Genomic DNA, 24,783 nt, shown 5'->3' on the forward strand with positions numbered 1-24,783 from the left:
GCCTCGGCCATGTCGGGGGGCGAGCAGCAGATGCTCACCATCGCCCGCACCCTCATGGGCAACCCCCACGCCGTGCTCCTCGACGAGCCCTCGGAGGGGCTCGCCCCCGTCATCGTCGAGCAGATGGCGGAGGCGGTGCTGCGCATGAAGACCGAGGGCATCGCGGTGCTCCTCTCCGAGCAGAACCTCTACTTCGCCTCCGCCGTCTCCGACCGCGCCTACGTCATCGAGAAGGGCGTCATCCGCTACGAGGGCACGACGGCGGAGCTGGAGGAGAACGACGAGGTGCGGGAGACCTACCTGACGGTCTAGGCCCCCTCTCCCTTGCGGGGAGGGGAAACGGCCTTGCCGCCTGCCTCAAACTCCTCTTCACAAGCGCGCCGTTTCGACGGAGACTGTTCGTAGACGAACGATCGGAGTCGACCGTGCGGCGCGTGGCGGGGATCGACGTGGGCGGGACCTTCACCGACCTGCTCCTCACGGAGACGGGGCCGGAGGGCGTCGCGGTTCGCTTCGCCAAGGTGCCGACCACGATCGCCAACCAGGCGCACGGCGTCGTGGCGGCGATCGAGGCCGCCGGCATCGCGCCCGCCGATCTCGACCTCGTCATCCACGGCACCACGGCCACCACGAACGCCGTGCTGGAGCGAAAGGTCGCCCGGGTCGGGCTGATCACGACGGAGGGCTTCCGCGACGTCCTGGAGCTCGGCCGCCGCACCCGCCCGAACGCCTATGGTCTGTTCGGCACCTTCGACCCCCTGATCCCCCGCGAGCTGCGCCGCGAGGTGCCTGAGCGCATGACCGCCGCCGGCACCGTGCGCACGTCCCTCGACGAGGGCGCCGTGGAGGCGGCCGTGCGGGCGCTCGTCGAGGACGGGTGCGAGGCGCTGGTCATCCACTTCCTGCATTCTTATGCCAACCCGGCGCACGAGATCCGGGCGGGCGAGATCGCCCGGGCGCTGTGGCCCAACGACTACGTCACGCTGGGCCACGCCCTCCTCTCCGAGTTCCGGGAATACGAGCGCGGCACCACGGCCGCCGTGAACGCCGCCGTCCAGCCCATCCTCGACCGCTACGTGCGCCGGCTCCAGGCCGACCTCAGCGCCAGGGGCTTCGCCCGCGACCTCCTCGTCATGAACGGCAACGGCGGCACGGTGCCGGCGGGCCATGTGGCGCAGGAGGCGGCGAAGACCGTGATGTCCGGCCCCGCCTCGGGCGTGATGGCCGCAGCCGCGACGCTCGCCCAATCGGGCCTGACCAACGCCATCACGTACGACATGGGCGGCACCTCGACCGACGTGGCGCTGATCGCGGGCGGCATCCCGGAGGTCTCCGCGGAGCTCACCCTTGCCTATGGCCTGCCGATCCACCTGCCCATGGTGGATGTCCGCACGGTGGGCGCCGGCGGCGGCTCCATCGCGGGCGTCGACCGGGCCGGCATGCTGCGCGTCGGCCCCGAGAGCGCGGGCTCCGAGCCCGGCCCCATCGGCTATGGCCGGGGCGGCACCCGCCCCACCATCACGGACGCCAACCTGATGCTCGGCCGCCTCGACCCGGCCCGCCTCAACGCCGTGACGGCGGGGGTGGGTCTCGACACCATCCGCGAGGCCTTCACCCGCGACATCGCGGGGCCCCTGGGGCTCACGGTCGAGGAGGCGGCGGCCGCCGTGATCCGGCTCGGCAACGTGCACATGAGCGGGGCGATCCGCATGGTATCCCTGTCGCGGGGCTACGATCCGCGCGATTTCGTGCTCTTCGCCTTCGGCGGCGCCGGCCCGCTCCACGCGGTGGCGCTCGCCCGCGAGCTCGGCATCCCGGAGGTCCTGGTGCCGGCGCGCCCAGGGCTCACGAACGCGCTGGGCTGCCTCGTCGCGGACCTGCGCCAGGACCGGGTCAACACGGTGAACCGCTCCCTCGACGGGCTCGACATGGAATCGGTCCACGCGCTGCTCGGCGCGCAGGCCGAGAGCGCGCTGGCCGTGGTGAGCGAGGAGCGGGCGGAGATCGAGGAGGTCGCCGTCATCCAGGGCGCCGACATGCAGTTTCGCGGCCAGACCCACCTCATCCGCGTCGCCCTCCCCCACGCGCGGGTGAGCCGCGAGGAGCTGCAGGCCCTGTTCGAGGCGGCCTATTTCAAGCGCTTTCAGGTGCGGCTGCCGGAGATCCGGGCGGTGCTCGTGAATCTCGTCACCTCCGTGATCGGCCGGCGCAAGCCCTTCCCGCTCGCGGCCCTCCTCGAGCCCGGCCCGGATCTGGACGCCGCGCGGCTCGGCACCCGGCAGGTCTACGCTGACGGCATCTGGCACGACGCCGCGATCTTCTCCCGCGAGGCGCTGCCCATCGGCGCCCGCATCGAGGGCCCCGCGGTGGTGCAGCAGCTCGACGCCACGACATTGATCGAGCCCGGCGCGGTGGCAACCGTGGACGCGATCGGGAACCTGAGGGTGCGGGTATGAGGAGCGCACCCATGACCCTCGATCCCATCACGCTGGCCGTCATCGGAGCGGGCCTGCAGCAGGTCTGCAACGAGATGGACATCGCGTTCTCCCGCTCGGCCTTCTCCCCCGTGATCGCCGAGGCCGACGACCGCTCGGACGGGATCTACGACCGCGAGACGGGCGCGCTCATCGCGCAAGGCGAGCTCGGCCTTCCCGTCTTCGTCGGCACGATGCAATATTCCACGGGCGAGCTCATCCGCCTCATCAGCGAGGGGCGGGCCGGGGCGCCCGAGCCCGGCGACGTCTACATCGTCAACGATCCGTATCTTGGCGGCACGCACCTCATGGACGTGCGCTTCGTGAAGCCCGTCTTCGTCGAGGGCGAGCTGTTCTGCTGGCTCCAGAACACCGGCCACTGGCCCGATATCGGCGGCATGGTGCCGGGCGGCTTCTCGGCGCACGCCACGGAGGTGGAGCAGGAGGGCCTGCGGCTGCCGCCGGTGAAGCTGTTCAAGCGCGGCGTGCTCGACGCGGAAATCCTCGCGATCATCCAGTCCAACATCCGCGTTGCCGACCAGCGCATCGGGGACATCAAGGCGCAAGGAGCGGCGCTTGCCATCGGCGAGAGCCGGCTCATGGACATGATCGCGCGCTATGGCCGCGAGACCCTGGACGCCGCCATCGCCGAGATCCGCGCCCGCTCGGCCGAGCGCATGCGCGCCGAGATCCGCACCCTGCCGGACGGCGTCTACCACTCGGAAGCCTTTGTCGACTCGGACGGCGTGGTGGACGAGCCCCTGCGCATCGCGCTCACCGTCACGAAGGCCGGCGACGGGCTCACCTTCGACTTCACGGGCTCCTCACCCCCCTGCCGGGGCCCGATGAACTCGGTGGTCGCGACCACCTATTCGGCGGTCTACCTCGCCGTGAAGCACATCTTCCCCGACGTGCCGATCAACGCGGGCACCTTCGAGCCGCTCACCATCCTGCGCCCCGAGGGCACCTTCCTCGACGCGCGCTATCCCCGGCCCGTCTCGGGCTGCGCCGCGGAGGTGAGCCAGCGCATCGCGGAGGCCGTGTTCCTCGCCCTCGTCGAGGCGGCGCCCGACCGCGTGACGGCGGCGCCTGCCGGCACCTCGGGCAACTTCGCGCTCGGCGGCTTCGACCCGGAGCGGGGCACGTCTTATGTCATGTACCAGATCACCGGCGGCGGCTATGGCGGCAACGCCAGCCACGACGGCCTCACCAACGGCTGCTCCACCATCGGCATCTCCAAGACCGCGCCCGTGGAGGTGATGGAACAGTACTACCCCGTCCTGTTCCGGCGCTTCGCCCTGCGCGAGGGCTCGGGGGGCGCGGGCGAGCATCGGGGCGGGTTCGGCGTGCACTACGAGGTGGAGCTCCTGCGCGGCGAGGCGCGCGCCTCCTTCGTCATGGACCACGGGCGCTTCGGGCCGCCAGGCGTGCTCGGCGGGTGTGAGGGCGCGCGCAACGTGGTGCGCATCCACCGCGACGGCGAGAGCTTCACCCCGCCCCATCTGTCGAAGGACCAGAACATCGCGATCCGCGCCGGCGACCGGGTCGAGGTCATGACGCCCGGCGGCGGCGGCTACGGCGATCCGGCCCGGCGCGACGAGGCCGCCATCGCCCGCGATCTCAAGCGCGGCTACTACACGCCGGACGCGGCCGGGACATTGTGGGGGACGCGGGCCTGATGCGCTATTTCCAGCCCGCCACCCTCGACGAAGCCCTCGCCATCCGCCGCGGGAATGACGTCGTGCCCCTGGCCGGGGCCACGGACGTCTACCCGGCCCGCGCCGGCCGGCGCGCCTGGGGCGACCCGACCCACAAGGACGTGCTCGACCTCTCCCGCATTGAGGCCCTGCGCGGCATCGAGGACCGGGGCGACCACGTCCGCATCGGGGCGCTCGCCACCTGGACGGACCTGATCCGCGCCGATCTCCCGCCCCTGTTCGACGGCATGAAGCGCGCCGCGCGCGAGGTGGGCGGGGTGCAGGTGCAGAACCGGGGCACGGTGGTGGGCAACGCCTGCACGGCCTCCCCCGCCGGCGACGGCATCCCCAACCTCCTCGCGCTCGACGCCGCCTTCGAGATCGAGGGCCCCTCTCCTCGCCTCGTTCCGGCGGAGGCGTTCTTCACGGGCTACCGCGCCACGGCCTGCGGCCCCCACGACATCGTCGCCGCCATCCGCATCCCCAAGCGCGAGGGCCGGGGCCATTTCGTGAAGCTCGGCGCCCGGCGCTACCTCGTGATCTCCATCGCCATGGTGGCGGCGGCGCTCGAGACCGACGCCGCCGGCCGCATCGTAAGCGCGCGCATCGCGGTGGGCGCCTGCTCGGCCGCGGCCGGGCGGCTGCCGCTCCTCGAAGCCGCGCTGCCGGGCGCGCCCCTCACCGACGCGCCGGCCCTCGTCGAGCCGCGCCACCTGGCGCACCTCACCCCCATCGACGACATCCGCGCCAGCGCCGGCTACCGCATGGCCGCCGCGTTGGCGCTGGTGGGCGACGCGCTCGCCGACCTGAGCCGCCCCGCCGCGAGGGTTGCCTGATGGGCTCGCCGGTCGCCGCCCCCGGACGCTCGAGCGCCCTCCTCTCCCCGCCTGCGGGGAGAGGGCCTCAAGCCCCCTTGCCGGGGCTTGAGGCGAGCGCAGCGAAGGTGAGGGGGTCTCCCCGCGATCGCTCGACCGTCCAGACCCCCTCACCCCCGCTCCGCCTTCGGCTCCGCTCGCCGCGCCTGCCGGTCCGCAGGCGCGGCCCTCTCCCCGCCCGGCGGGGAGAGGTGACGGGCGCCCCGTCACGCCAACGATGAGCGCCGCCCCATGACCCGGACCCTCACCCTCATCGTCAACGGCGAGCCCCGCACGCTCCAGGCCGCCCCCTTCGCGAGCCTTGCCGACACCTTGCGCGAGGGCCTGCACCTCACCGGCACCAAGGTGGGCTGCGACGCGGGCGATTGCGGCGCCTGCACGGTGCTCCTCGACGGGGAGCAGGTCTGCGCCTGCCTCGTGCCCACCGCTCAGGCCGAGGGACGGGCGATCACCACCATCGAGGGCGCGGGGCCGGCGGGCCTCGTCGACCGGCTGCGCGAGAGCTTTCTCGCCCACGGCGCGGCCCAGTGCGGCATCTGCACGCCTGGCATGATCATGGCGGCCGCGGACGTGCTCGCGCGCGATCCCCGCGCCGGCCGCGCGGAGATCGAGGACGGCTTAGGGGGCGTGCTCTGCCGCTGCACCGGCTACGTGAAGATCGTTGAGGCGGTGCTCGACGTGGCGCGCGGCGCCAATGCCTTCGCGGCGAAAGCGGATGCGGGCGCGGCGGTGGGCGCCCGCCTCGCCCGGGTCGACGGGCGCCCGAAGGTCGAGGGCACGGACCACTTCGGCGCCGACCACCAGCCCGAGGGCGCCCTGTGGCTGCGGCTGATCCGCTCGCCCCATGCGAGCGCGCGCTTCGCACTGGGCGATCTCGCCCCCGTGCTCGCCCGCCATCCGGGCCTCGCCCGTATCCTCACGGCCCGTGACATCCCGGGGGAGAACGCGTTCGGCATCTTCCCCACGATCAAGGATCAGCCCGTGCTCGCCGACGGCCTCGTGCGCATGCGCGGCGACCCGGTGGCGGCGCTGGTGGGCACCCGCGCGGCGGTGGAGGGCTTCCCCGACGCCGACCTGCCGATCACCTGGGAGGTCTTGCCGGCCCTGCACGGTGCCGCCGCCGCCCTGGCCGAGGGCGCACCCGCCCTTCATCGCGCGGTGCCCGACAACGTCCTGACCCGGGGCCGGCTGGAGCGCGGCGACGTTGCGGAAGGCCATGCGGCGGGGGCGGCGACGGCCTCGGTCGCCTTCGAGACGGCGTTCGTCGAGCACGCCTATATCGAGCCCGAGGCGGGCTATGCCCGTCGGGTCGGCGACCGGATCGAGGTCACGGCCTGCACGCAGGCGCCCGTCATGGACCAGGAGGAGGTGGCGCGGGTGCTGGGGGTACCCATGCACGCGGTGCGCATCGTCCCCACCGCCTGCGGCGGGGGCTTCGGCGGCAAGCTCGACGTCTCGATCCAGCCGATCCTCGCCGTGGCCGCCTGGGTCACGGGGCAGCCGGTGCGGATCGTCTATTCCCGCATCGAGAGCATGGCCTCCACCACGAAGCGCCACCCGGCGTCGATCCGCGCCCGCATGTCGGCGGACGGGGACGGCCGCTTCACCGCCTTCGAGATGGAGGGCGACTTCAACACCGGCGCCTACGCCTCCTGGGGGCCCACCGTCGCCAACCGCGTGCCCGTCCACGCGCCGGGCCCCTACCGGGTGCCCCATGTCCGCAACCGCACCCGCGCCGTCTACACGAACGACACGCCCGCCGGCGCCTTCCGGGGTTTCGGCGTGCCCCAAGCGACGCTCGCCGCCGAGACCCTCATCGACGACCTCGCGGAAGGATTAGGGCTCGACCGCTGGACCATCCGCCGCCGCAACGCCCTCGACCACGGCGACACCACCGCCTCGGGCCAGGTGCTCCACGCCTCCGCCGGCCTGCCCCAGTGCCTCGATGCCCTGCGCGACGATTTCCTGAGGGCGCAGGCCGACGCGGAAGCCTTCAACCGGACGAGCGGGCGGGTGAAGCGCGGCGCCGGCATCGCCTGCATGTGGTACGGCTGCGGCAACACCTCGATGTCGAACCCCTCGACCATGCGCATCGCGCTGCGCCCCGACGGGACGCTCACCTTCTTCAACGGCGCGGTCGATATCGGCCAGGGCTCCACCACGGTGCTCCTCCAGATCGCCGCCGACGCCCTCGGGCTGGCGCCGGACGCCTTCGAGAGCGTCGTCGGCGACACGGACCTCACCCCCGATGCCGGCAAGACCTCCGCCTCTCGCCAGACCTTCGTCTCCGGCAACGCCGCGCGGCTCGCGGGCGAGGATCTGCGCCGCGCCATCTTGAGCCTCGCCAATGCCGGCCCCGACGCACGCCTGCGGCTCGAGGGCGCGTGCCTGCACGTGGAGAACGGCCCCGCGAGCCGGGTCATCGACCTCACGACGCTTTCCCCCGACGAGACCGGCGCGGTGCTCTCAGGAGAAGGCCGCTACGACCCGCCGACCACGGCTCTCGACGCCAACGGCCAGGGCGTTCCTTACGCGACCTACGGCTTCGCCGCCCAGGCCGCCGAGGTGGAGGTCGACACCGTGCTCGGAACCGTGCGGGTCACCCGCATCGTCGCAGCGCACGACGTCGGGCGCGCGGTGAACCCGACCCTCGTCGAGGGCCAGATCCATGGCGGCATCGCGCAAGGGTTGGGGCTCGCGCTCATGGAGGAGTTCATCCCCGGGCGCACGGAGAACCTGCACGACTACCTCATCCCCACGGTGGGCGACATGCCGGAGATCGTCGTGCACCTCATCGAGGATCCGGAGCCCGAGGGGCCGTTCGGCGCCAAGGGCGTCGGCGAGCCGGCCCTCGTCGCCACGGCGCCAGCCATCCTCTCCGCCATCCGCCACGCCACCGGCGCCCGCCTCACCAGGGTCCCCGTCCTGCCGCACCGGCTCCACGCGGCGCTCCATGCCAGGGAGGCGGCGGAATGAGAGACGCAACGCGCTCCCCTCTCCCGGATGGGAGAGGGATGCACGGAGTGCCATGGGGTGAGGGTGGCAAGCTAGGTGAGTTCGCTCGGCCGTCTCCGCTTGTCATGGCCGGGCTTGACCCGGCCATCCAGGCGGCACCGTGGTTCTGGGTCCCCGGGTCAGGCCCGGGGATGACCGGGTGTGGTGCCCAACGAACCTCCCGGCGTGGTACCCCCTCACCCCCGGCCCCTCTCCCCCTGGGAGAGGGGAGGAGCGCGTCATGACCGCTGACCCCCTCTCCACCGCCGCCCGCTCGGCGAAGCTCGGGGCGTCGGAGGGCGACGGCATCGTGCGGTGCGATGCCTGTCCCGTGCTCTGCCGCATTCGCCCCGGCCGGGCGGGCGCGTGCTCGCGCTATGCCAACGAGGACGGCCATCTCGTGCGCACCGACCCTGTGGTGCTCCTGCAGCGCGCCGTGAAGGAGGGCGCGCCCCTGGTGCCGTTCGGCGCGGACGAATGGGACGGGGCGATCCTCGATCCCGCCCGCACCTTCGTCACCGGCATCGGGTCGGGCACCACCTATCCGGACTACAAGCCCGCTCCCTTCATCGTCTCGTCCGAGCATGCGGGCGTCGATACGGTCACGGTCGTGACGGAGGGGATCTTCAGCTATTGCGGCGTGAAGGTGAAAATCGACACCGACCGCCATCTGGGCCCGGAGCGGGCGGCGGTCCGGGTGGACGGCGAGGAGGTGGGCCACGTCACCACCGCCGAATATGGCTCGCAGATGCTCTCCATCGGCGGCGTGCGCCATCTCACCGGCGGCTCGAAGAGGGAGGGCAACGTCACCTGCGACACGCTCCTGCGCCTGTGCGCGGCCGAAGCGGTGACCATGACCATCGACGGCGGCCACGAGGTCGTCGTCCAGGCGGGGCGGGCGCCGATCGTCGACGGGACCCCTGAGGCCCGGATGCGGGTGGGCTGCGGCTCGGCGACGGTGGGGATCTTCGCCAGGCAATGGCTCGGCCACGCCGACGAGGTGATCGTGGTCGACGACCACATCACGGGCGTGCTCACCGAGCACCAGGCGGGCCGGGTTCTGGGCATGCGCCCCTCCGGCATCCGGGTGCGGGGCCGCAAGTCCACGCCGGGGCGCTATTTCCAGGTCGCCAATCCCGGCATCGGCTGGGGCGGGACCGACATCGAGGACCCGCTCGACATCATCCAAAAGATCGATCCGGCCGTCGCATGGCCCGGCCTTCGCCTGCTCATGACCTCGACCACGGGGGAGCATGCCCTCTGGCTCGTCCTCGACGACGAGCTTCGCCCCATGCCGGCGCCCATGCCCGCCCCCGTGCGCGCGGTGGTCGAGCGCATCGGCGAGAACTGCGAGCCCTCGGTCTGCACCGTGCTGTTCATGGCGGGCGCGGGCGGGAGCCTCCGGGCGGGAGTGACGGAAAATCCCGTCCTGCTCACGCGCTCCGTCGCGGCGGGCGAGACCCGGGTCACCATGGGCGGCGCGCCGGTCTATCTGTGGCCGGGGGGCGGCATCACCGTCATGGCCGACGTGCTGCGCCTGCCCCGCAACGCCTTCGGCTCGGTGCCCACCCCGGCCCTCGTCGCCCCCATCGAGTTCACCCTGCCGCGTGCCCTCTACGCCCGGCTCGGCGGCCACATGGCGGACGTGGTGTCGATCGGGGACATCCTGCGCGACGTGGCGCCGGAGGCGCGCGTCGAGCCCTGGCGCGGGGAGAATCCGTGGCCCATGGAGCCCATCCGGTGAGCGCGGCCCGCGACGGCCTCGACGCGCCGCCGGTCGATCCGGACGCTGTCGCGGCCTACCGGCTGGAGGACCAGATCGGATACCTGATCCGCCGCGCCCACCAGCGCGCCTCCGCGATCTTCGAGGCGGTGATGGGCGAGTTCGAGGTGACGCCCGTGCAGTTCGCGGCCCTCGCCAAGCTTCACGATCTCGGCCCCACCTCGCAGAACCTGCTCGGACGGGGCGTCGGCATCGACCCCGCCACCATGTTCGGCGTCGCCGGGCGCCTCGCGAAGCGCGGCTTCGTCCACGCCACCCCCGATCCCGCCGACGCCCGCCTCGTCCTCCTCGACCTCACCCCCGAGGGCCGCGCCGTCGTGGAGGCCATGAAGGCGCGCGGCGCCGAGGTGAGCGCCCGGACGCTGGCGCCGTTGACCGCGGACGAGGCGCAGACGCTGGTGCGGCTGATGGGGAGGCTCGGGTGAGCGCGGCGGCAGACAATCCCCCTCCCCCTTGCGGGGAGGGGCTCGGGGTGGGGGTCGGGACGCCACCCCCCGTCGGTCCAGGATTAAGCTTGTACGGACGTGCGTGCTCCAAGCCCGTTCCCGCCAGCTCCGACTTTCCGACCCCCACCCCTAACCCCTCCCCGCAAGGGGGAGGGGGATCGCGTCCATGACCCCCGCGTGGTCCGAGCCCACGCTCCAGCCGCTCACCGGCGAGCGGCTGCACCTCCAGCACGGCCCCATCGACGTGGTGCTGCGGGCCTGGGGCGCGGGGGCGGCCGTGCGGGTGTCCTATGAGGCGGCCTGGGAGCGGTTTCGCGCGATCCTCCCCGAGCTCGCGGGCGAGCTCCACGAGCTACGCCGCCCCGTCGCCGAGCGCCCCCGCGTCGACGGCGCGGTCGCCCGGCGGATGGTGGCGGCGTGCCGGCCCTATCGGGAATTCGTGACCCCCATGGCCGCCGTGGCGGGCGCGGTCGCCGACGAGATCCTCGCCGCGATGACCGACGCCGCGCCCCTCGACCGGGCCTTCGTGAACGACGGCGGCGACATCGCCGTGCATCTGACCGAAGGCGAGACCTTCACGATCGCGCTCGCCGCCGATTTCGCGCGTGGGCCGGTGCCGGCCGTGAACGGGCAGCTCACGCTGCGCTTCGACGATCGCATCGGCGGCATCGCCACCTCGGGCACGCAGGGGCGCTCGTTCTCCCTCGGCATCGCCGATTCGGTGACGGTGCTCGCCCGCGACGCCGCCGCGGCGGACGCTGCCGCGACCCTCATCGCCAACGCCGTCGACCTGCCCGGCCACCCCGCGATCCGGCGCGAGCCGGCCTGCGATCTCGATCCCGATTCCGATCTCGGCGACCGCCCCGTCACCACGGCCGTCGGCGCGCTGGATGCCGCCGAGATCGAGGCCGCGCTTCAAGCGGGGCTTGCCCGCGCGGCGGCCTATCGCGCCGCAGGCCTCATCCGTGATGCCGCGCTCACCCTGCGCGGCCGAACCCTCGTTCTCGGGCACCTCGCCCGCCTTCAGGAGACCCTCCCATGACCATCGCGGTCCGCAAGCTCGTCGTCGCCGTCGAGGAGGTCCGTCACGACGGCGGACCGCCGCTGGCGGCGCCGATCCTCAAGGGCTGGGTGGCCTGCGTGCTGGCGAACCCCTTCGCCGGACGCCACGAGCCCGACATCGCGCCCATGATGGACGCCCTGAAACCCTTAGGCCTGGAGTGCTCGACGAAGCTTCTTGCGGCCATGGGCGGCGATCCGGGGCGGATCGAGGCCTACGGCAAGGCTTCCCTCGTGGGAGCGGCGGGCGAGCTGGAGCACGGGGCGCTCTGGCATGTGCCCGGGGGCTACGCCATGCGCGAGATGCTGGGGCAGGCGCTCGCCATCGTGCCCTCGATGACGAAGGTCGGGCCGATGGGCGCTTCCCTCGACGTGCCGATTCACCACAAGGACGCGGCCTATGTCCGCTCGCATTTCGACGGCATCACCGTGACGGTCGCCGACGCGCCGCGCGCCGACGAGATCATGTTCGTGCTCGCCATGACCACGGGCGGGCGCCCCCATGCCCGGGTCGGCGGGCTCACGAAGGAGGCCATCGCGAAGTGGGACGGCCAGCGCTGAGGCCCGCCCGTCCGGGTCGGCCCCGGCTTGGAGGGCGCCCGGCTTTCCCATAAGGTAGCCCTGTCAAGCACGGGCCGCCCATGAGCACCTTTTCCAGCGCCTTCCCCGATTCGATGGACGACAAGCGCGCCGCCGTCCTGGAGGCGATCGCCCGGATCGAGGACGGCGGGCCGGCGGACCTTCAGGGCCTGCGGGAGGATCTCGTGGTCATCACGAGCCTGATTCGCCGCAATCCCGGGATCGAGGCGGCCACCGAGGATCTCTACGAGGCCGCGGCGGCGGTGCACGCCACGGGCAGCGACGATGCGGACGGGGCCCGGCGCCTGCGGCTCCTGCGCGAGGCCGCCGCCCGCTGGACCGAGCGGCTCGGCCAGGCGCAGCCGCCGGACGCGGCGCCGGAGGGGTGAGCCCCGGCGTCAGGCCTTGACGAGGTTGTCGTCGAGCCAGGCCACGATGTCGGCGCTCTCAAGGATCGGCTTGCCGTCCACCACGAGGCAGGGCACCTGCCCGCGCCCGGTCAGCGCCTGCAGATCGCTCTCGGCGCCTGGGGCCTCGGAGAGCTCGAGATAGTCGATGCGCTCCTTGAGCCCGTTGGCGTCGACGAAGTCGCGCACGCGCGCCGAATAGGGGCAGCGCCAGCGGTGGTAGAGCTGGATCGTCATCGGGGCATCCCTGTCAAGGGGCCGGCACCACGCCGCCCGCGAACGACAACGCGCCCGGGCGCGCCCGGATCGCCCGCCCGCGACGTGCGGTCCGTCACCGGGCAAATCTTAAAAGTCCGTTAACGCTGGGACGTGACAGGAGGCCCGAGGCGTCGTCACATCGTCGCGTTGTTGCGTCATGATTCGTTTCAAGGAATTCATTGGGAGGCTTGAATGGCCATGAGCTCGCCTGCCGACAACGGCGCGTCCTACAATCTCTTCCGTCGGCGCTGCGCCCCCGATCTCTACTGCGCGGTGGCGCAGGCCCACCCGGTTCCGGGCTTCATCGACGGGGAGAGCTGGGAGTTCGCGGGCGCGGCCCAGGACGAGCGGGACGCCCCCGACGGCTTCCAGGTGCGGGAAGCGCGTCTCGGCACGCGCCTCAACGGCTTCTACGTGTTCCTCGCCTATCGGAAGGCGATGCCGATGCGCGAGCGCCGGGCCGCCTGAGGGAGGGCTCGGGAGGAGCCGCGTCTGCCACTCTGACCCCCGTCTCTGCCTTCGCGGGGGCGGATCTGAGAAACTGGCTCATAGGTACGGCCCACCCTCTGTCCTCGTCCTGAGGTGCCCTGCCGAGCAGGGCCTCGAAGGGCGCTCCAGGGATCTCCGGAGGGCTGTGGAACCGTCGTGCGTGCTTCGAGACGGCCTGCCACGCAGGCCTCCTCAGCATGAGGGGGGTTGGAGGGCGCGAAGCGGCCGGGCCTCTAACGCCCGCCTTTCTCCCGGGCGGCGAGGGTCTGGAGCATCTCGGCGATGCGGTCCGGCACGGGTTCCTGAATCATCGGTTCGTAGGCCTCGCGCATGCGCCGGCCGATGAAGGCGGTGAGCTCCGGCTGAAGACGGTCCGATCCGTAGGGGCCGTTTACGCGGGGGCTCGGCGCCCGGCCCGGCCGTCTCTCGTCGTTGGTTGCCATCAGCGTCCTACTCCCGGTGCCGGCGACGGGCACCCCAGGTTCGAGCTTGGTCCGATCGCCGCCCCAGGGACGGGGCGACGTCGCCTGCGCACGTTTTGGCCCCCCGGCCCGTTCCGTGATCCGGCGTCATCCGGCCCGGCGGGCCGGCAGCAGGCGGGCGAGGTCGGAGAGACCCCGCCCGGTTCGCTCCCCGCTCCGCTCCACCTCGACACGGGTGGAGCGCGCGGCGTCGCGAGCCTCGTCCAAGCCCGCGCGCTCGGCGGCGTCGGCCGGCTCCGTCGCGGGCTCACCGTCGGGCTCCCCTCCGGAGGGCAGCTCTGCGGCGCTCTCGGCATCGGCGAGGGGCACGTCCACGGCGTCGCTCGCGCCGTCGGCCGCGGGCGCCGCGTTGCGCGGATCCTCGAGCACGTCGAGGAGGGCCTCGACCGCCCGGTTGTCGGGGGTCACGTCGCTGTCGTCGGGGATGCCCTGGAGGCCCAGCGCGCCGGGCTCGTAGGGGGCCTGCGCCGTGATGTCGGGGCCGAACCAGGGCGGCGCCTCGAACGCCGCAGCGGCGGCCTCGTCGACGAAGGCGACGGTGATCGTGTCGAGCCGTCCTGGGCGGGTGAAGCGGTCGAGGAGCGCCGCCTCGCCTCCGGGCAGGGTCAGCGCGGTGCGCCCGAAGCCGACGAGGCCGCCCGTCGCCGCGATCAGCGCCTCGGCATGGCGCCTCGGGATGTCGAAGCGCTCCTCGGAGGGCTCCCCGCCCATGACGAGGGTCAGGTACGCGGCGGCGGTCTCGATCCGCACGGTCTGGCGCCGGTCGGCCTGCGGCGGGAAGAAGCCCTCGACGATCTCGTCGTGCCGTCCGCGCTGCCGCTCGATCAGGCGGGCGAGGGATGAGGCGACCAGGAAGCGCCGAACGGCCATGATGAACTCCATACTCAGACGACTCACAGCGCCGACTAACGCTGGGTGAGGCGGTCGGTTCCAGCAATGTTGATGAAAATTTTAGAGGAAAGATCCAGACGATCCCGCAGGGGCGAGAGTCGTCGGGATCATCTACTTGGAACGCGGCGCGCCGGGGACTCGCGATCGACTCGCGCCGACACGCCTCGCATGGATCAAGACGTGGCCGAGGCCCGCGCCGGCCGCGGCTTCATGACTCGACTACGTTCAGCGCAGCGCCACGACCTGGCCCGAGCTGTCGAGGCGGCACGAGACGCGGGCGCGGCGGACATGGGTCTTCGCCCCGCCGCGATACTCGACGACCGCGTTGAGCGGCACCGTCAGGGCACCGTCCTTGAGGCGGGTCGGCGCGCCGGCCGGCGAGACGTCCACGCGCACGGCGCCGTGGCGGCGCGAGACCGCCGTCAGGGAGCTGCCGCAGGTGGCAAGAGCGGCGGGCGGGGCCGCAGCCGGAGGGGCTACGTCCGGCTTTCGCCGCTCGCGCGCGGCCTCGACCCGGCGCGCGGGCGGGGCCGGAACGGCTCTGGGCCGCACGGGCGCGCTCAGCGATGCCGGCCGCTCGCGCGGGAGCCGGCGCGGCGCGACGACCTCGATCTCCTCCTCGTCGTCGTCGAAGGGCTCCGGCGCCACCACGTAGACCTCGCGAGTCCCGGCGCGGCCCGCGGCCGAAAAGGCGCCCGCCGCGATGGAGCCGGCGATCAGGCCCGGCAGGAGGCCGCGGAAGTCGCGCGCCTCGACGGGGGTCGCGAGGAGGGCCCCGCCGAGGGCGAGGGCCGAGAGGGCAGTCCCGATGCTGTGCCGAGCGGTCATGAGCGGGGTCCTCGGGTGTCGCGGGAGGGACGGCGCCATCGGCGCGGCCGGTCCTGCGGGGATCGCGGGCAGGACGGATCGAGCGACGCCCGCGGGTCACCTCGATCGTGGTCGGTGTCGTGGAAGCCCGGAGGCGGCCTGTTGTCGGCGGCATCGGGGCGATACGTCCCCGGCATCAACAACCTCTTCCCTGGATGTGGCGACCCGCCCAACGTCTTTCAAGACCGCCCGTTCCCGGCCACGGGCGCAGGGCCGCGTTGTCGCGGGGCCGAACCGGCCCGGAAACCTGCCGTTGTGCCCTCGACACCCTGCCGCCCGAGGAGACACGTGCCATGACGCGGACCATCCCTGCCTGGTGCCTTGGCCTGGCGCTGGCCCTGCCCCTCCCCGCGCCCGCGCAGGAGATCGTGCCGCTCGCGCCGCCGGGCGCGCCCGCCTCCGCCTTCCCGCGGCCCGACCGGCCGATCGCGGAGATCGTCAGCCCCATCTGGGCCGACGAGGCGAGCCGGGACGCCATCGACGAGGCAGGCCAGCTCGCGCGCCGCCTCGCCGTGCGCCCCGGCATGACGGTGGCCGACATCGGCGCGGGCAGCGGCTACCACACGGTCCGGTTCTCGAAGATGGTGGGGCCGGAGGGGCGGATCCTCGCCCAGGACGTCACCCCGGCCTATCTCGCCGATCTCGCCCGCCGGGTGCGCTCGGAGAAGCTCTCCAACGTCACGCTCGCGCTCGGCGAACCGCACGATCCGCGCCTCCCGCCGGGCTCGGTCGACGTGGCGATCCTCGTCCACATGTATCACGAGATCGCCCAGCCCTTCGCCTTCCTCCACAACCTCGTCCCGGCGCTCAAGCCGGGCGCCAGGGTCGGCATCGTGGACCTCGCCCGGCCCACCTGGCAGCACGGCACGCCGCCCGATCTCCTGCGCTGCGAGGTCGAGGCGGTGGGCTACCGGCAGGTGGCGCTCGGCCCGCTCCAGGGGAATCTCGGCTATCTCGCGATCTTCGAGCCCCCGGCCGAAGGCGCCCGCGTCGATCCCGCCGCCATCCGGCCCTGCCCTGTCGGAAAGCCCTGAAAGGCTGGCCCGGAACACCTGTGCGCTCCCCCTTTCATGCTGAGGTGCCCTGCGGAGCCCGGCCTCGAGGCACGCACCTCGCTGCCGACGCCGTCCGGAGACCTCTGGAGCGTCCTTCGAGGCCCGCCTGCGGCGGGCCTCGAAGGACGAGGGTGGTGGGTGGACCGTCCTTATGGGCGGGCCTCTCAGGACGAGGGTGGAGCGTGGGAGCTCCTCGTGGGCAGGCCTCTGAGCACGCCCGGTCACTCCTGGCGCTTGGACCTCAGGGCGAGGCCCGCGGCGGCGGCGCCCGCGACGAGGCCCACGGCGAGCGCCGTCCCGAGCCCCGCCTTGGCGGCGACCTTCGACATCGCCTCCGGCCGGTCGGGATCGAGGAGATGGCTTCGCGCCATCGCCTCCTCGGCGGCGTTCAGCTCGGGCGCCTCGAAGGGCACGAGGCTGCGGCCGTGCGGGCGGCGCAGGCCGTCGATGGCCCTGACCAGCGACCCGCCCTCCCGGTCGAGAGCCGCCTCGACGGCCTCCCGCTCGACGCCGAGATGCTCGGCGAGAAGCCGGGTGCGGATCGCTGCGATGGAGACGCGGACCCCGTCGTGATCGGGCGTCCCGGGCTGCGCCTCGACGACGAGGTCGCATTCCGTGTCGAGGCCCATCGAGCGGTTGTTCACGTTCGACGAGCCGATGCGCAGGAGCCGATCGTCCACGATCACCACCTTGGCATGGACATAGATGTCGGCCCCGCCCTCGGTGACGGGCGTGTAGAGGCGGAAGCGCCCGTGGGCGTCCGCCGCGCGCACGTCCCTCAGCAGGACCGCGCGGGCCGAGCCCATGGCCTCCTCCTCGAGCCAGCCCACGCTCGTCTTCGGGTTGATCACCACGATCTCGGGGCCGTCGGGCTCGGCGAGGCGCCGGATCATGGCCGAGACGATCCGGTGCGAGGCGAAATATTGCGTCTCGATGTAGAGGCTGCGGCGCGCGGCGGCGACGGCGTCGAGATAGAGGGCCTCGATCTCGCGCACCTCGGGCTGCGCGTCGCCATAGGCCGGCTGGGTGCGCGCGACGGCGATGTCGACATCCGTGAAGTCGGGGGCGAGCTCCTCCGGCCAGGAGGGGATGCAGGGCGGCGCCGGCGGAATCTCCTCCCCCGTCGCCCGACGCCAGCGCTCGCGGGCAAGCTCGCCTAAGGTGCGCGCCGCGTCGCCGTCCACGCAGGTGGTCGCGTCGTGCCAGGGCCCGTAGACATCGCCGCCCGCCTCGACGCGGTAGGGCTCGTCGTCCGCATGGGCCGGGGTGTCCCAGCGGTGCAGGGTCATGTCGATCCCGCCGCAGAAGGCGAGGGCATCGTCGATCACCACGATCTTCTGGTGATGGCACGCGCCCATCGGGTGCTCGTGGTCGGCCCTCAGGTCGAGGCGCCGGCCCGCCATCCAGTCGAGGATCTTCAGGGGGATCGCGGCGCGAAACGGGAACTTGAGGAAGGAGAGATCCCAGCGCAGGACGAAGATGCGCAGGTCCGGCCGGTTGTCGACCACATGGGTGAGGAAGCCCCCGAGGTCGTCGGGCACGCCCGGCATGGGATCGCGCCGCTCCAGCCCGATGCGCCAGTCGAAGTCCCAGCCGATCAGGAAGACCGTGTGCCGGGCCTTGAGGATCGCGGCCTTGGCCGCCGCGAAATAATCGGCGGCATCGACGATCACCGCGACATGGTCGGCCCGGGCGAGGCGCCAGCAGTTCCGCCCGGGGCGCATGAGGCGTCGATCGTCGCTCGTGGTCTCCATGCCGGCGGCTCCGTTCCTGGCTGAGCGCCGCGGGCGAGCGCGGCCGTGGGGGACGAACGCCGATCGGGCCGCATTGGTTACAGCCCCGGCTCAAGAAAGCGCCACGCTTGGGCAGCGGCGCCTTGCCGCCCGTCAGCGGGCGCCCGCGAGAGCCGTCATGATGTCGTGGGCGGCCGTGACCCGAGCGGCATTGGGGTAGTTCTTGTTGGCGAGCATGACGATGCCGAAGCGCCGGGCCGGCACGTATGCCGCATAGGCGCCGAACCCCAGCGTCGCCCCCGTCTTGTGGAACCAGACCTCGCCCGCGGGCTGGCGCGGCGGATCAAGGCGCTCGACCCGCGCGGGCTTGAGGGCGAACTCGGGCGACGTGGCGTCGACGAGCTGCCGGAGGGTCGGCTCGGCGAGCATCTCCCATCCGAGCCCCTGCATCATCGGGCCGACCCTATCGTAGGCCAGATGCGTGTCGTCGATGGCGCGCCGCAGCGTGCCGTCGAGGCGCGAGGGGTCGATGTTGGCCTCGACGAAGCGGATCAGGTCGGCCGCGCTCGTCTTGATGCCATAGGCCTCCGAGGCGAAGACCCCCGGATTGACCCGCACGGGCCGCCCCTCCCCCGTATAGCCCTGGGCGTAGTCGCCCATGCGGGCCTTCGGGACCTTGAGGAACGTGCCGGTGAGGCCCAGCAGGGGCAGGAGCCGGCCCTCCATCAGCCCGTCGAAGGATCCGCCCATGCCGCGGGCCGCGAGATTCCCGAACAAGCCGAGGCTCGGGTTCGAGTAGAGGCGGTAGGTGCCGGGCGCATAGGCCGGCTGCCAGGCCTTGAAGTAGGTGATCATGGTGGCCTCGTCCTTCACCTCCCTCGGGAACTGCAGGGGCAGGCCGCCCGCCGTGTAGGTGCCGAGATCCAGCAGGCTGATCTCGTCGAAGCGGCTGCCGCTCAAGGCGGGCATGTGCCGGCTCGCCTTGTCGGAGAGCCGCAGCGCGCCGCTCGCCGCGCCATAGGCCGCGAGCGTCGCCGCGAAGGTCTTGCTGACGGAGCCGATCTCGAACAGCGTGGACTCGGTGACCGGCCGCCCGCTCTCCCGCGAGGCGACCCCGTAGCCGAAGACGTGGCGCTGCCCGTCGATCGTGACCGCGACGGCCATGCCCGGCAGGCTGTGGGCCTCCATCACGGGGCGGATCGCCTCGGCGACGACCCGCTCGATCCGGTCGCGGCCGGGCCCGTCGGCGGCATGGGCGCCCGTGGCGAGGGCGGCGAGGATCAGGCCGGCGAGCGGGCGGGCGGCGAGCGGCGGCTGGCGTGCGTTCATCGGGTCGGCCTCCATCGAGGCGCGGACCTTGACCAATCGCCCGGCCCGGCACAAACGAGCGTTTCTCGACGCAGCCATGAGAAAAGCTGGGCCTTCCCCATGACGAGGCGGCACCTTCCCCTCAACGGATTGAGGGCATTCGAGGCATCGGCCCGGCATCTGAGCTTCACCCGGGCCGGCCTGGAGCTGCGGGTCACCCAGGCCGCGATCAGCCACCAGGTGAAGGGCCTGGAGGAGGTGCTCGGCGTCGCGCTGTTCCGCCGCCTGCCCCGGGGGCTGGCGCTCACCGACGAGGGCCAGGCGCTCGTGCCGGTGCTCACGGACGCCTTCGGCCGGATCGGCGCGAGCCTCGATCGGCTCCAGCACGGGCATATCGAGGAGGTGGTCACGCTGGGCTGCAACAGCACCTTCGCGAGCGGCTGGCTCCTGCGGCACCTGGAGGAGTTCCGGGCGCGGCACCCGCTCATCGACCTGCGCCTCCTCATCAACAACAACCGCGTCGACATGGCGGGCGACGGCCTCGACCTCGCCCTGCGCTTCGGCAACGGGTCCTGGCACGGGACGGAGGCCGTCCATCTCGTGGCGGCTCCCCTCTCCCCGGTCTGCTCGCCGCCGACGGCCGCGCGCCTGCGCCACCCGGCGGACCTCGCCCGCGAGACGCTGCTTCGCTCCTACCGCGTCGAGGAATGGCCTCTCTGGTTCGGGGTGACCGACGTCCCCTGCCCGACGATCCGCGGGCCGATGTTCGACAGCTCCGTCACCATGGCGCAGGCCGCCGCGGAGGGCATCGGCGTCGCCCTCGTGCCCGTGCGCATGTTCGAGCCCGATCTCACGACCGGCCGGCTCGTCCAGCCCTTCACTGCTGCGGTGCCGGCGGGCTCCTACTGGCTCACCTGGCTCAAGTCGAAGCCCGTCACGCCAGGCATGGAGGCGGTGCGGGGCTGGCTTCTCTCACGGCTCGCCGGCGTCCAAGCCTAGCGGCGGCTTGCGGGCGGGCGCGGCCGTGATATCCGGGGAGCGAAGGACGATCGACGGGAGAGATCCATGCGCATCTGCGTCTTCTGCGGCTCGAGCGACGGGTTCGATCCGATCCACCGCGAGGCGGCGACGGCGCTCGGGCGGACCCTGGCGCGCGAGGGCGTCGGGCTCGTCTATGGCGGCGGCAAGGTGGGCCTCATGGGGGCCGTGGCGGATGCCGTGCTCGGCGCGGGGGGCGAGGCGATCGGCGTCATCCCGCGCGCCCTGATGGACAAGGAGGTGGGCCATGCGGGCCTCACCGAGCTCCACGTCGTCGGCTCCATGCACGAGCGCAAGGCGATGATGTCGGATCTCGCGGACGGGGGCTACATCGCCCTTCCCGGAGGTCTCGGCACCTTCGAGGAGCTGTTAGAGGTCTGGACCTGGGGCCAGCTCGGCTACCACCCCAAGCCTGTGGCGCTGATGAATGTCGGCGGTTTCTACGACGGCCTGCTCGGCTTCCTCGACGGCGTGGTGGAGGGGGGCTTCGTCCGCCGGCAGCACCGGGACATGCTGCTCGTGGGCACCGAGCCCGACGCCATGCTCGCGGCGCTTCGCGCCTACGCGCCCCCGAGCCTGCCCAAATGGATTTCCGGCCGCGAGCGGTGAGGCGGGTTCTCCCATCCTCCCCCTCGTCCCCCGCCTTCGCGGGGGCAGGCTCTGAGGCGCCCACGGAGTGGGCATTGAGGGGCGCTTCAGATATCTCCCTCCGGCTCACGCGCGTGGTGCGTGCTTCGAGACGGCCCCCGCCGCAAGCCTCCTCAGCATGAGGGGGTGGGGAGGATAGCCCAACCCGCGCCGCCGCTCACGGCACGAGGACGGTGCGGCCGACCACCCGGCCCGCGCGCAGGTCGTCGAGGGCGGCGTTGGCCTCGTCGAGGGGCCGCGGCGTGATCGGCAGCGGATAGGCGCCCCGGGTCCGCAGCACGTCGATGAGTTCCTTCAGCTCGTCGAGCGACCCGACATAGGAGCCCTGGAGCATGATCGTGCGCACCGCCAGGAGCGGCAGCGCCACCTCCACCGACCCGCCCACGAGGCCCACGCTCACGAGCCGCCCGCCGCGCCGCAGGAGGGACATGCCGAACTCCGCCGTGCTCTGGGTGCCCACGAAATCGATGACGGCGGCGAACCCGCCCTCCGTGCGCTCCAGGAGGCGCCGCGCGATCCCCTCCTCGCCGGGGTCGACGGCAAGGCTCGCCCCAGCGGCCTGGGCCGCCGCCCGCTTGGCCGGGTCGATGTCCGCCACCACGGGATCGGCCCGCAGCAGGAGATGGGCCAGGTACACGCAGGCGAGCCCCACCCCGCCCGCCCCGATGAGCAGCAGGCTGTCGTCCGACACCGCGAGGGAGACCTTGCGCAGCGCGCTGTAGGCCGTGAGCCCGGAACAGGCGCAGGTGCACGCGACATGCTCGGGGATGCCCGAGAAATCCACGAGGTAGCGGGGATGGGGCACCAGGACGTGGGTGGAGAAGCCGCCGTCCATCCGCACGCCGAGGCTGCGGGACCTGGAGCAGTAATTGTCGAGGCCCGAGCGGCACATCCGGCAGGTGCCGCAGCCGATCCAGGGATAGACGAGCCGCCGCGCCCCCACCGGAACGCCCGCCGCCTGGGGTCCCGCCGCCACCACCTCGCCCACGATCTCGTGGCCGAGGACCCGGGGCGGACCGACATGGGAGAGCTCCAGCCGGCGCCCCTGGCCCAGATCGAAGTGGCCGTCCACGAAATGCAGGTCGCTGTGGCACAGGCCGCAGGCGCTCACCCGCACGAGCACCTCCGTGCCCTGCGGCACCGGCACCGGCTCGACGACCTCGCACAGGGGCGCCCCGAAGCGCTCCAGGCGGAAGCTGCGCATCATCCCGAGGCTCATCGGGCCCCTCCCCATATGAGGGTGGCCCGCAGGGGCAGGCATGAGGCGCCGCTGCGCGGCGGGGCCTTGCGCCGCGGGCGCACCTTGTTCCCCCTCGGCGGTCCGGACCGGCAGGGCTTTCTCGTCGGAAAGGCGGGGTGGGGGATCATGGGCATCAGGGCAGGAGCCCTTCCTTCTCGAGGAATTGACGCGCCACCTCCTCGATGCGTCGGCCGCTCACGTCGACGGAGGCGTTGAGCGCACGGATCACGGCGTTGTCGAGCCGGGCCGCGAGGCTCTCGAGGAGGGAGGCCAGGGTGGGATGCCGCTCGAGCGCTGCGCGGCGCACGACGGGGGCAAGGCGGTAGCTCGGGAAGAAGCCGCGATCGTCCCGCAGGGTCTGGAGGTCGAACGCCGCGATCCTGCCGTCCGTGGCGAAGACGAGCCCGACATCGACGGCGTCGCCCCGGCGCAGGTTCCCATAGATCGCGTCGGCCTCCATGCGCACGACGCTGCCCGGCGCGAACTCGAAGCCGTAGGCGCGCTGGAGCGGCATGAGGCCGTCGGGCCGGACGAAGAACTCCGTGTTGGAGGCCATCCGGATCGGGGCTCCCCCGCGCACGAGGGCGGCGAGATCGGAGATCGTCGCGAGTCCCCTCGCCTCCATGTCGCTCCGCCGCATGGCGAGCGCATAGGTGTTGTCGACGGCGGAGGGCTTGAGCCAGATCAGGCCCTTGCGGGCGTCGAGCATCTTGACCCGGGCATAGGTCTCGTCGGGGCTCGGCCGGGCCGTGACCCCGTTATGGGCGAGCAGCGACGTGCCCGTATATTCCCAATACAGGTCCACGAGCCCCGCCTCCTGCTCGCGGCGCACGCCGCTCGACGACAGGCCGACCCGCGTGCGCACCGCGTAACCCCGGCCGGCCAGCAATTGCCTGGTCATCTCGGCGAGGATGTACTGCTCCGTGAAGTCCTTGGCCCCGACCACGAGGCCCTGGGCGCCGGCCGCGCGCGGGAGGGCGGCGCAGATCAGCGCAAGGCACAGGCAGGCGCACGCACGCCGCACCGCCCGCCCGCTCCAACGCCCCATGCCGACACCCCGCCCCGCCATTCTCCGGCGCAGCATAAGGCCAGCTTCGCCGGGCGCAACGCCGGGCGAGGCGTGAGGAGGGCGCGGATCGCTTCAGTCCGGCGCACCCCCCGCCGGCCCGGGGGGCGGGCGACCTCACGCGGCTCTCGCCAGGCCCGCCACCTCCGTCGGCACGAAGCGCAGAACCGCGGCGCCCACGATTGCGGACAGGACCGAGCCCATGAGGACGCCGATCTTCACGGCATCCTGCATCGCCGGATCGGTCGGGAAGGCGAGGAGGCCGATGAACAGGCTCATCGTGAAGCCGATGCCGCACAGGAGCGACACCCCGTAGAGCTGGGCCCAGGTGGCGTGAGCCGGCATGTCGACGAGGCGCGTCTTGATCGCGACCGCCGCGAAGCCGAACACGCCGATCTGCTTGCCGACGAACAGGCCGAGCGCGATCCCGAGCGGGACGGGGCTCAGCACGGTGGCGAGCGACACGCCGGAGAGCGACACGCCCGCATTCGCGAAGCCGAAGACCGGGACGACGAGGAAGGCGACCCACGAGTGCAGGGCGTGCTCCAGCCGGTGCAGGGGCGAATGCGGATCGTCGGGCCGGCCGGGAGCGCGCCGCACGGGGATCGTCAGGGCGAGGGCCACGCCGGCGATGGTCGCGTGGACGCCGGACTTCAGCACGAGGAACCACAGGAGCGCGCCGATCACGAGGTAGGGGGCGAGGTTCGACACCCGGGCGCGGTTGAGCACGACGAGGACCCCGAGCGCGCCCGCCGCCGCGCCGAGCATCGGCAGGGAGAGGTTCGCGGTGTAGAACAGGGCGATGATGATGACGGCCCCGAGGTCGTCCATGATCGCGAGCGCCGCGAGGAACACCTTGAGGGAGACGGGCACCCGCGAGCCGAGAAGCGCGAGCACGCCGAGCGCGAAGGCGATGTCGGTCGCGGCCGGGATCGCCCAGCCGCGCAGGCCCGTGGCGTCTCCCATGGTGAAGGCCGAGTAGATCAGGGCCGGCGCGATCATGCCCCCTGCCGCCGCGATGCCGGGCAGGAGGCGGCGGGGCCAGGTGGAGAGCTGGCCGTCCACGAACTCGCGCTTGATCTCGAGGCCGACGAGCAGGAAGAACACCGCCATCAGGGCGTCGTTGACCCAGTGCAGGACCGAGAGGCCGCCGACATAGGCTTTCAGCCCGCCGAAATAGGCGGGGGCGAGAGGCGAGTTCGCGACCACGAGCGCGACGGCCGCGACGGCCATCAGGACGACGCCGCCCGCCGCCTCGCTGTCCAGAAGCGAGCGCAGGGCCGAGAGGGGGCGGGGCCGGGTGGTCACGTGAGGGATCTCCTGTGCCAGGCGTCGGGACACCAACCGGATCGCGCCCGAAAGGCGGCTCTCAGGATGGCGTCATCGTAGTCCTG

Annotated in this window: 23 protein-coding genes; 14 read left to right on the top strand and 9 right to left on the bottom strand. The window is 72.6% G+C overall.

Features of this window, described 5'->3' with window-relative positions; genetic code table 11:
- The 10 genes from F0L46_RS19455 to F0L46_RS19500 all read left to right on the top strand — a co-directional run.
- The coding region (locus F0L46_RS19455; RefSeq protein WP_149820651.1) for an ATP-binding cassette domain-containing protein at positions 1 to 312 on the top strand (312 nt) is incomplete at its 5' end.
- A gap of 113 nt (positions 313 to 425) precedes the next feature.
- The gene (locus F0L46_RS19460; RefSeq protein ID WP_188312049.1) at positions 426 to 2,456 is read left to right on the top strand and encodes a hydantoinase/oxoprolinase family protein; all 2,031 of its coding nucleotides are present in this window, start codon (positions 426 to 428) and stop codon (positions 2,454 to 2,456) included.
- Between the two features lie 11 nt (positions 2,457 to 2,467).
- On the top strand, positions 2,468 to 4,153 hold the full coding sequence (locus F0L46_RS19465) for a hydantoinase B/oxoprolinase family protein (RefSeq protein ID WP_149820653.1): 1,686 nt from the start codon (positions 2,468 to 2,470) through the stop codon (positions 4,151 to 4,153).
- The gene (locus tag F0L46_RS19470; RefSeq protein WP_149820655.1) at positions 4,153 to 5,007 is read left to right on the top strand and encodes an FAD binding domain-containing protein; all 855 of its coding nucleotides are present in this window, start codon (positions 4,153 to 4,155) and stop codon (positions 5,005 to 5,007) included. Before F0L46_RS19465 ends, F0L46_RS19470 begins: the two co-directional genes overlap by 1 nt.
- A gap of 270 nt (positions 5,008 to 5,277) precedes the next feature.
- Positions 5,278 to 8,022: a molybdopterin-dependent oxidoreductase gene (locus F0L46_RS19475; protein ID WP_149820657.1), complete on the top strand. Its 2,745-nt coding sequence runs from the start codon at positions 5,278 to 5,280 to the stop codon at positions 8,020 to 8,022.
- Between the two features lie 259 nt (positions 8,023 to 8,281).
- Positions 8,282 to 9,784 (top strand): 6-hydroxynicotinate reductase, encoded by a 1,503-nt coding sequence (locus tag F0L46_RS19480; RefSeq protein WP_149820659.1) that lies wholly within the window; start codon positions 8,282 to 8,284, stop codon positions 9,782 to 9,784.
- Entirely contained in the window at positions 9,781 to 10,248 is a 468-nt protein-coding gene (locus F0L46_RS19485) for a MarR family winged helix-turn-helix transcriptional regulator (RefSeq protein WP_149820661.1), read from the top strand. Before F0L46_RS19480 ends, F0L46_RS19485 begins: the two co-directional genes overlap by 4 nt.
- Positions 10,249 to 10,435: 187 nt before the next feature.
- Positions 10,436 to 11,311 carry a UPF0280 family protein gene (locus F0L46_RS19490; protein WP_149820663.1) on the top strand — a complete coding sequence of 292 codons (876 nt, stop codon included), beginning with the start codon at positions 10,436 to 10,438 and terminating at the stop codon, positions 11,309 to 11,311.
- Positions 11,308 to 11,889 carry an amino acid synthesis family protein gene (locus tag F0L46_RS19495; protein ID WP_149820665.1) on the top strand — a complete coding sequence of 194 codons (582 nt, stop codon included), beginning with the start codon at positions 11,308 to 11,310 and terminating at the stop codon, positions 11,887 to 11,889. The genes F0L46_RS19490 and F0L46_RS19495 overlap by 4 nt, the downstream gene beginning before the upstream one ends.
- 80 nt (positions 11,890 to 11,969) lie before the next feature.
- On the top strand, positions 11,970 to 12,296 hold the full coding sequence (locus F0L46_RS19500; protein ID WP_149820667.1) for a hypothetical protein: 327 nt from the start codon (positions 11,970 to 11,972) through the stop codon (positions 12,294 to 12,296).
- A 9-nt stretch (positions 12,297 to 12,305) separates the two neighbouring features.
- Here the strand turns inward: F0L46_RS19500 and F0L46_RS19505 are convergent, their stop codons facing one another.
- Positions 12,306 to 12,551, bottom strand: a complete 246-nt coding sequence (locus tag F0L46_RS19505; RefSeq protein ID WP_149820669.1) for a glutaredoxin family protein — start codon at positions 12,549 to 12,551, stop codon at positions 12,306 to 12,308.
- A 219-nt stretch (positions 12,552 to 12,770) separates the two neighbouring features.
- Here F0L46_RS19505 and F0L46_RS19510 point away from each other — a divergent pair, with 219 nt between their 5' ends.
- Complete coding sequence (locus F0L46_RS19510; protein ID WP_149820671.1) at positions 12,771 to 13,040, top strand: hypothetical protein; 270 nt, start codon at positions 12,771 to 12,773, stop codon at positions 13,038 to 13,040.
- A gap of 254 nt (positions 13,041 to 13,294) precedes the next feature.
- On the opposite strand, the gene F0L46_RS19515 is transcribed toward F0L46_RS19510, so the two are convergent.
- From F0L46_RS19515 to F0L46_RS19525, 3 genes are all read right to left on the bottom strand, one after another.
- Positions 13,295 to 13,504 carry a NepR family anti-sigma factor gene (locus F0L46_RS19515; RefSeq protein WP_149820673.1) on the bottom strand — a complete coding sequence of 70 codons (210 nt, stop codon included), beginning with the start codon at positions 13,502 to 13,504 and terminating at the stop codon, positions 13,295 to 13,297.
- Between the two features lie 126 nt (positions 13,505 to 13,630).
- Positions 13,631 to 14,413: a hypothetical protein gene (locus F0L46_RS19520; protein WP_149820674.1), complete on the bottom strand. Its 783-nt coding sequence runs from the start codon at positions 14,411 to 14,413 to the stop codon at positions 13,631 to 13,633.
- Between the two features lie 246 nt (positions 14,414 to 14,659).
- The gene (locus F0L46_RS19525) at positions 14,660 to 15,262 is read right to left on the bottom strand and encodes a hypothetical protein (protein WP_149820676.1); all 603 of its coding nucleotides are present in this window, start codon (positions 15,260 to 15,262) and stop codon (positions 14,660 to 14,662) included.
- Positions 15,263 to 15,594: 332 nt separating this feature from the next.
- Here F0L46_RS19525 and F0L46_RS19530 point away from each other — a divergent pair, with 332 nt between their 5' ends.
- Positions 15,595 to 16,335 carry a class I SAM-dependent methyltransferase gene (locus F0L46_RS19530; protein WP_149820678.1) on the top strand — a complete coding sequence of 247 codons (741 nt, stop codon included), beginning with the start codon at positions 15,595 to 15,597 and terminating at the stop codon, positions 16,333 to 16,335.
- Between the two features lie 242 nt (positions 16,336 to 16,577).
- On the opposite strand, the gene F0L46_RS19535 is transcribed toward F0L46_RS19530, so the two are convergent.
- Complete coding sequence (locus tag F0L46_RS19535; protein WP_188312050.1) at positions 16,578 to 18,110, bottom strand: phospholipase D-like domain-containing protein; 1,533 nt, start codon at positions 18,108 to 18,110, stop codon at positions 16,578 to 16,580.
- Positions 18,111 to 18,242: 132 nt separating this feature from the next.
- On the bottom strand, positions 18,243 to 19,418 hold the full coding sequence (gene ampC / locus F0L46_RS19540; protein ID WP_149820680.1) for a class C beta-lactamase: 1,176 nt from the start codon (positions 19,416 to 19,418) through the stop codon (positions 18,243 to 18,245).
- A 99-nt stretch (positions 19,419 to 19,517) separates the two neighbouring features.
- Here ampC and F0L46_RS19545 point away from each other — a divergent pair, with 99 nt between their 5' ends.
- Positions 19,518 to 20,396 carry a LysR family transcriptional regulator gene (locus F0L46_RS19545; RefSeq protein WP_149820682.1) on the top strand — a complete coding sequence of 293 codons (879 nt, stop codon included), beginning with the start codon at positions 19,518 to 19,520 and terminating at the stop codon, positions 20,394 to 20,396.
- Positions 20,397 to 20,462: 66 nt separating this feature from the next.
- Entirely contained in the window at positions 20,463 to 21,044 is a 582-nt protein-coding gene (locus tag F0L46_RS19550) for an LOG family protein (protein ID WP_149820684.1), read from the top strand.
- A gap of 196 nt (positions 21,045 to 21,240) precedes the next feature.
- On the opposite strand, the gene F0L46_RS19555 is transcribed toward F0L46_RS19550, so the two are convergent.
- From F0L46_RS19555 to nhaA, 3 genes are all read right to left on the bottom strand, one after another.
- Positions 21,241 to 22,302: an alcohol dehydrogenase gene (locus F0L46_RS19555; protein WP_188312051.1), complete on the bottom strand. Its 1,062-nt coding sequence runs from the start codon at positions 22,300 to 22,302 to the stop codon at positions 21,241 to 21,243.
- A 154-nt stretch (positions 22,303 to 22,456) separates the two neighbouring features.
- Complete coding sequence (locus F0L46_RS19560) at positions 22,457 to 23,347, bottom strand: glycine betaine ABC transporter substrate-binding protein (RefSeq protein WP_240540070.1); 891 nt, start codon at positions 23,345 to 23,347, stop codon at positions 22,457 to 22,459.
- Positions 23,348 to 23,506: 159 nt separating this feature from the next.
- Complete coding sequence (gene nhaA, locus F0L46_RS19565) at positions 23,507 to 24,706, bottom strand: Na+/H+ antiporter NhaA (RefSeq protein ID WP_149820793.1); 1,200 nt, start codon at positions 24,704 to 24,706, stop codon at positions 23,507 to 23,509.
- Positions 24,707 to 24,783 lie beyond the last annotated feature (77 nt).

It is taken from the genome of Salinarimonas soli (assembly GCF_008386575.1).
Taxonomy (GTDB): domain Bacteria; phylum Pseudomonadota; class Alphaproteobacteria; order Rhizobiales; family Beijerinckiaceae; genus Salinarimonas_A; species Salinarimonas_A soli.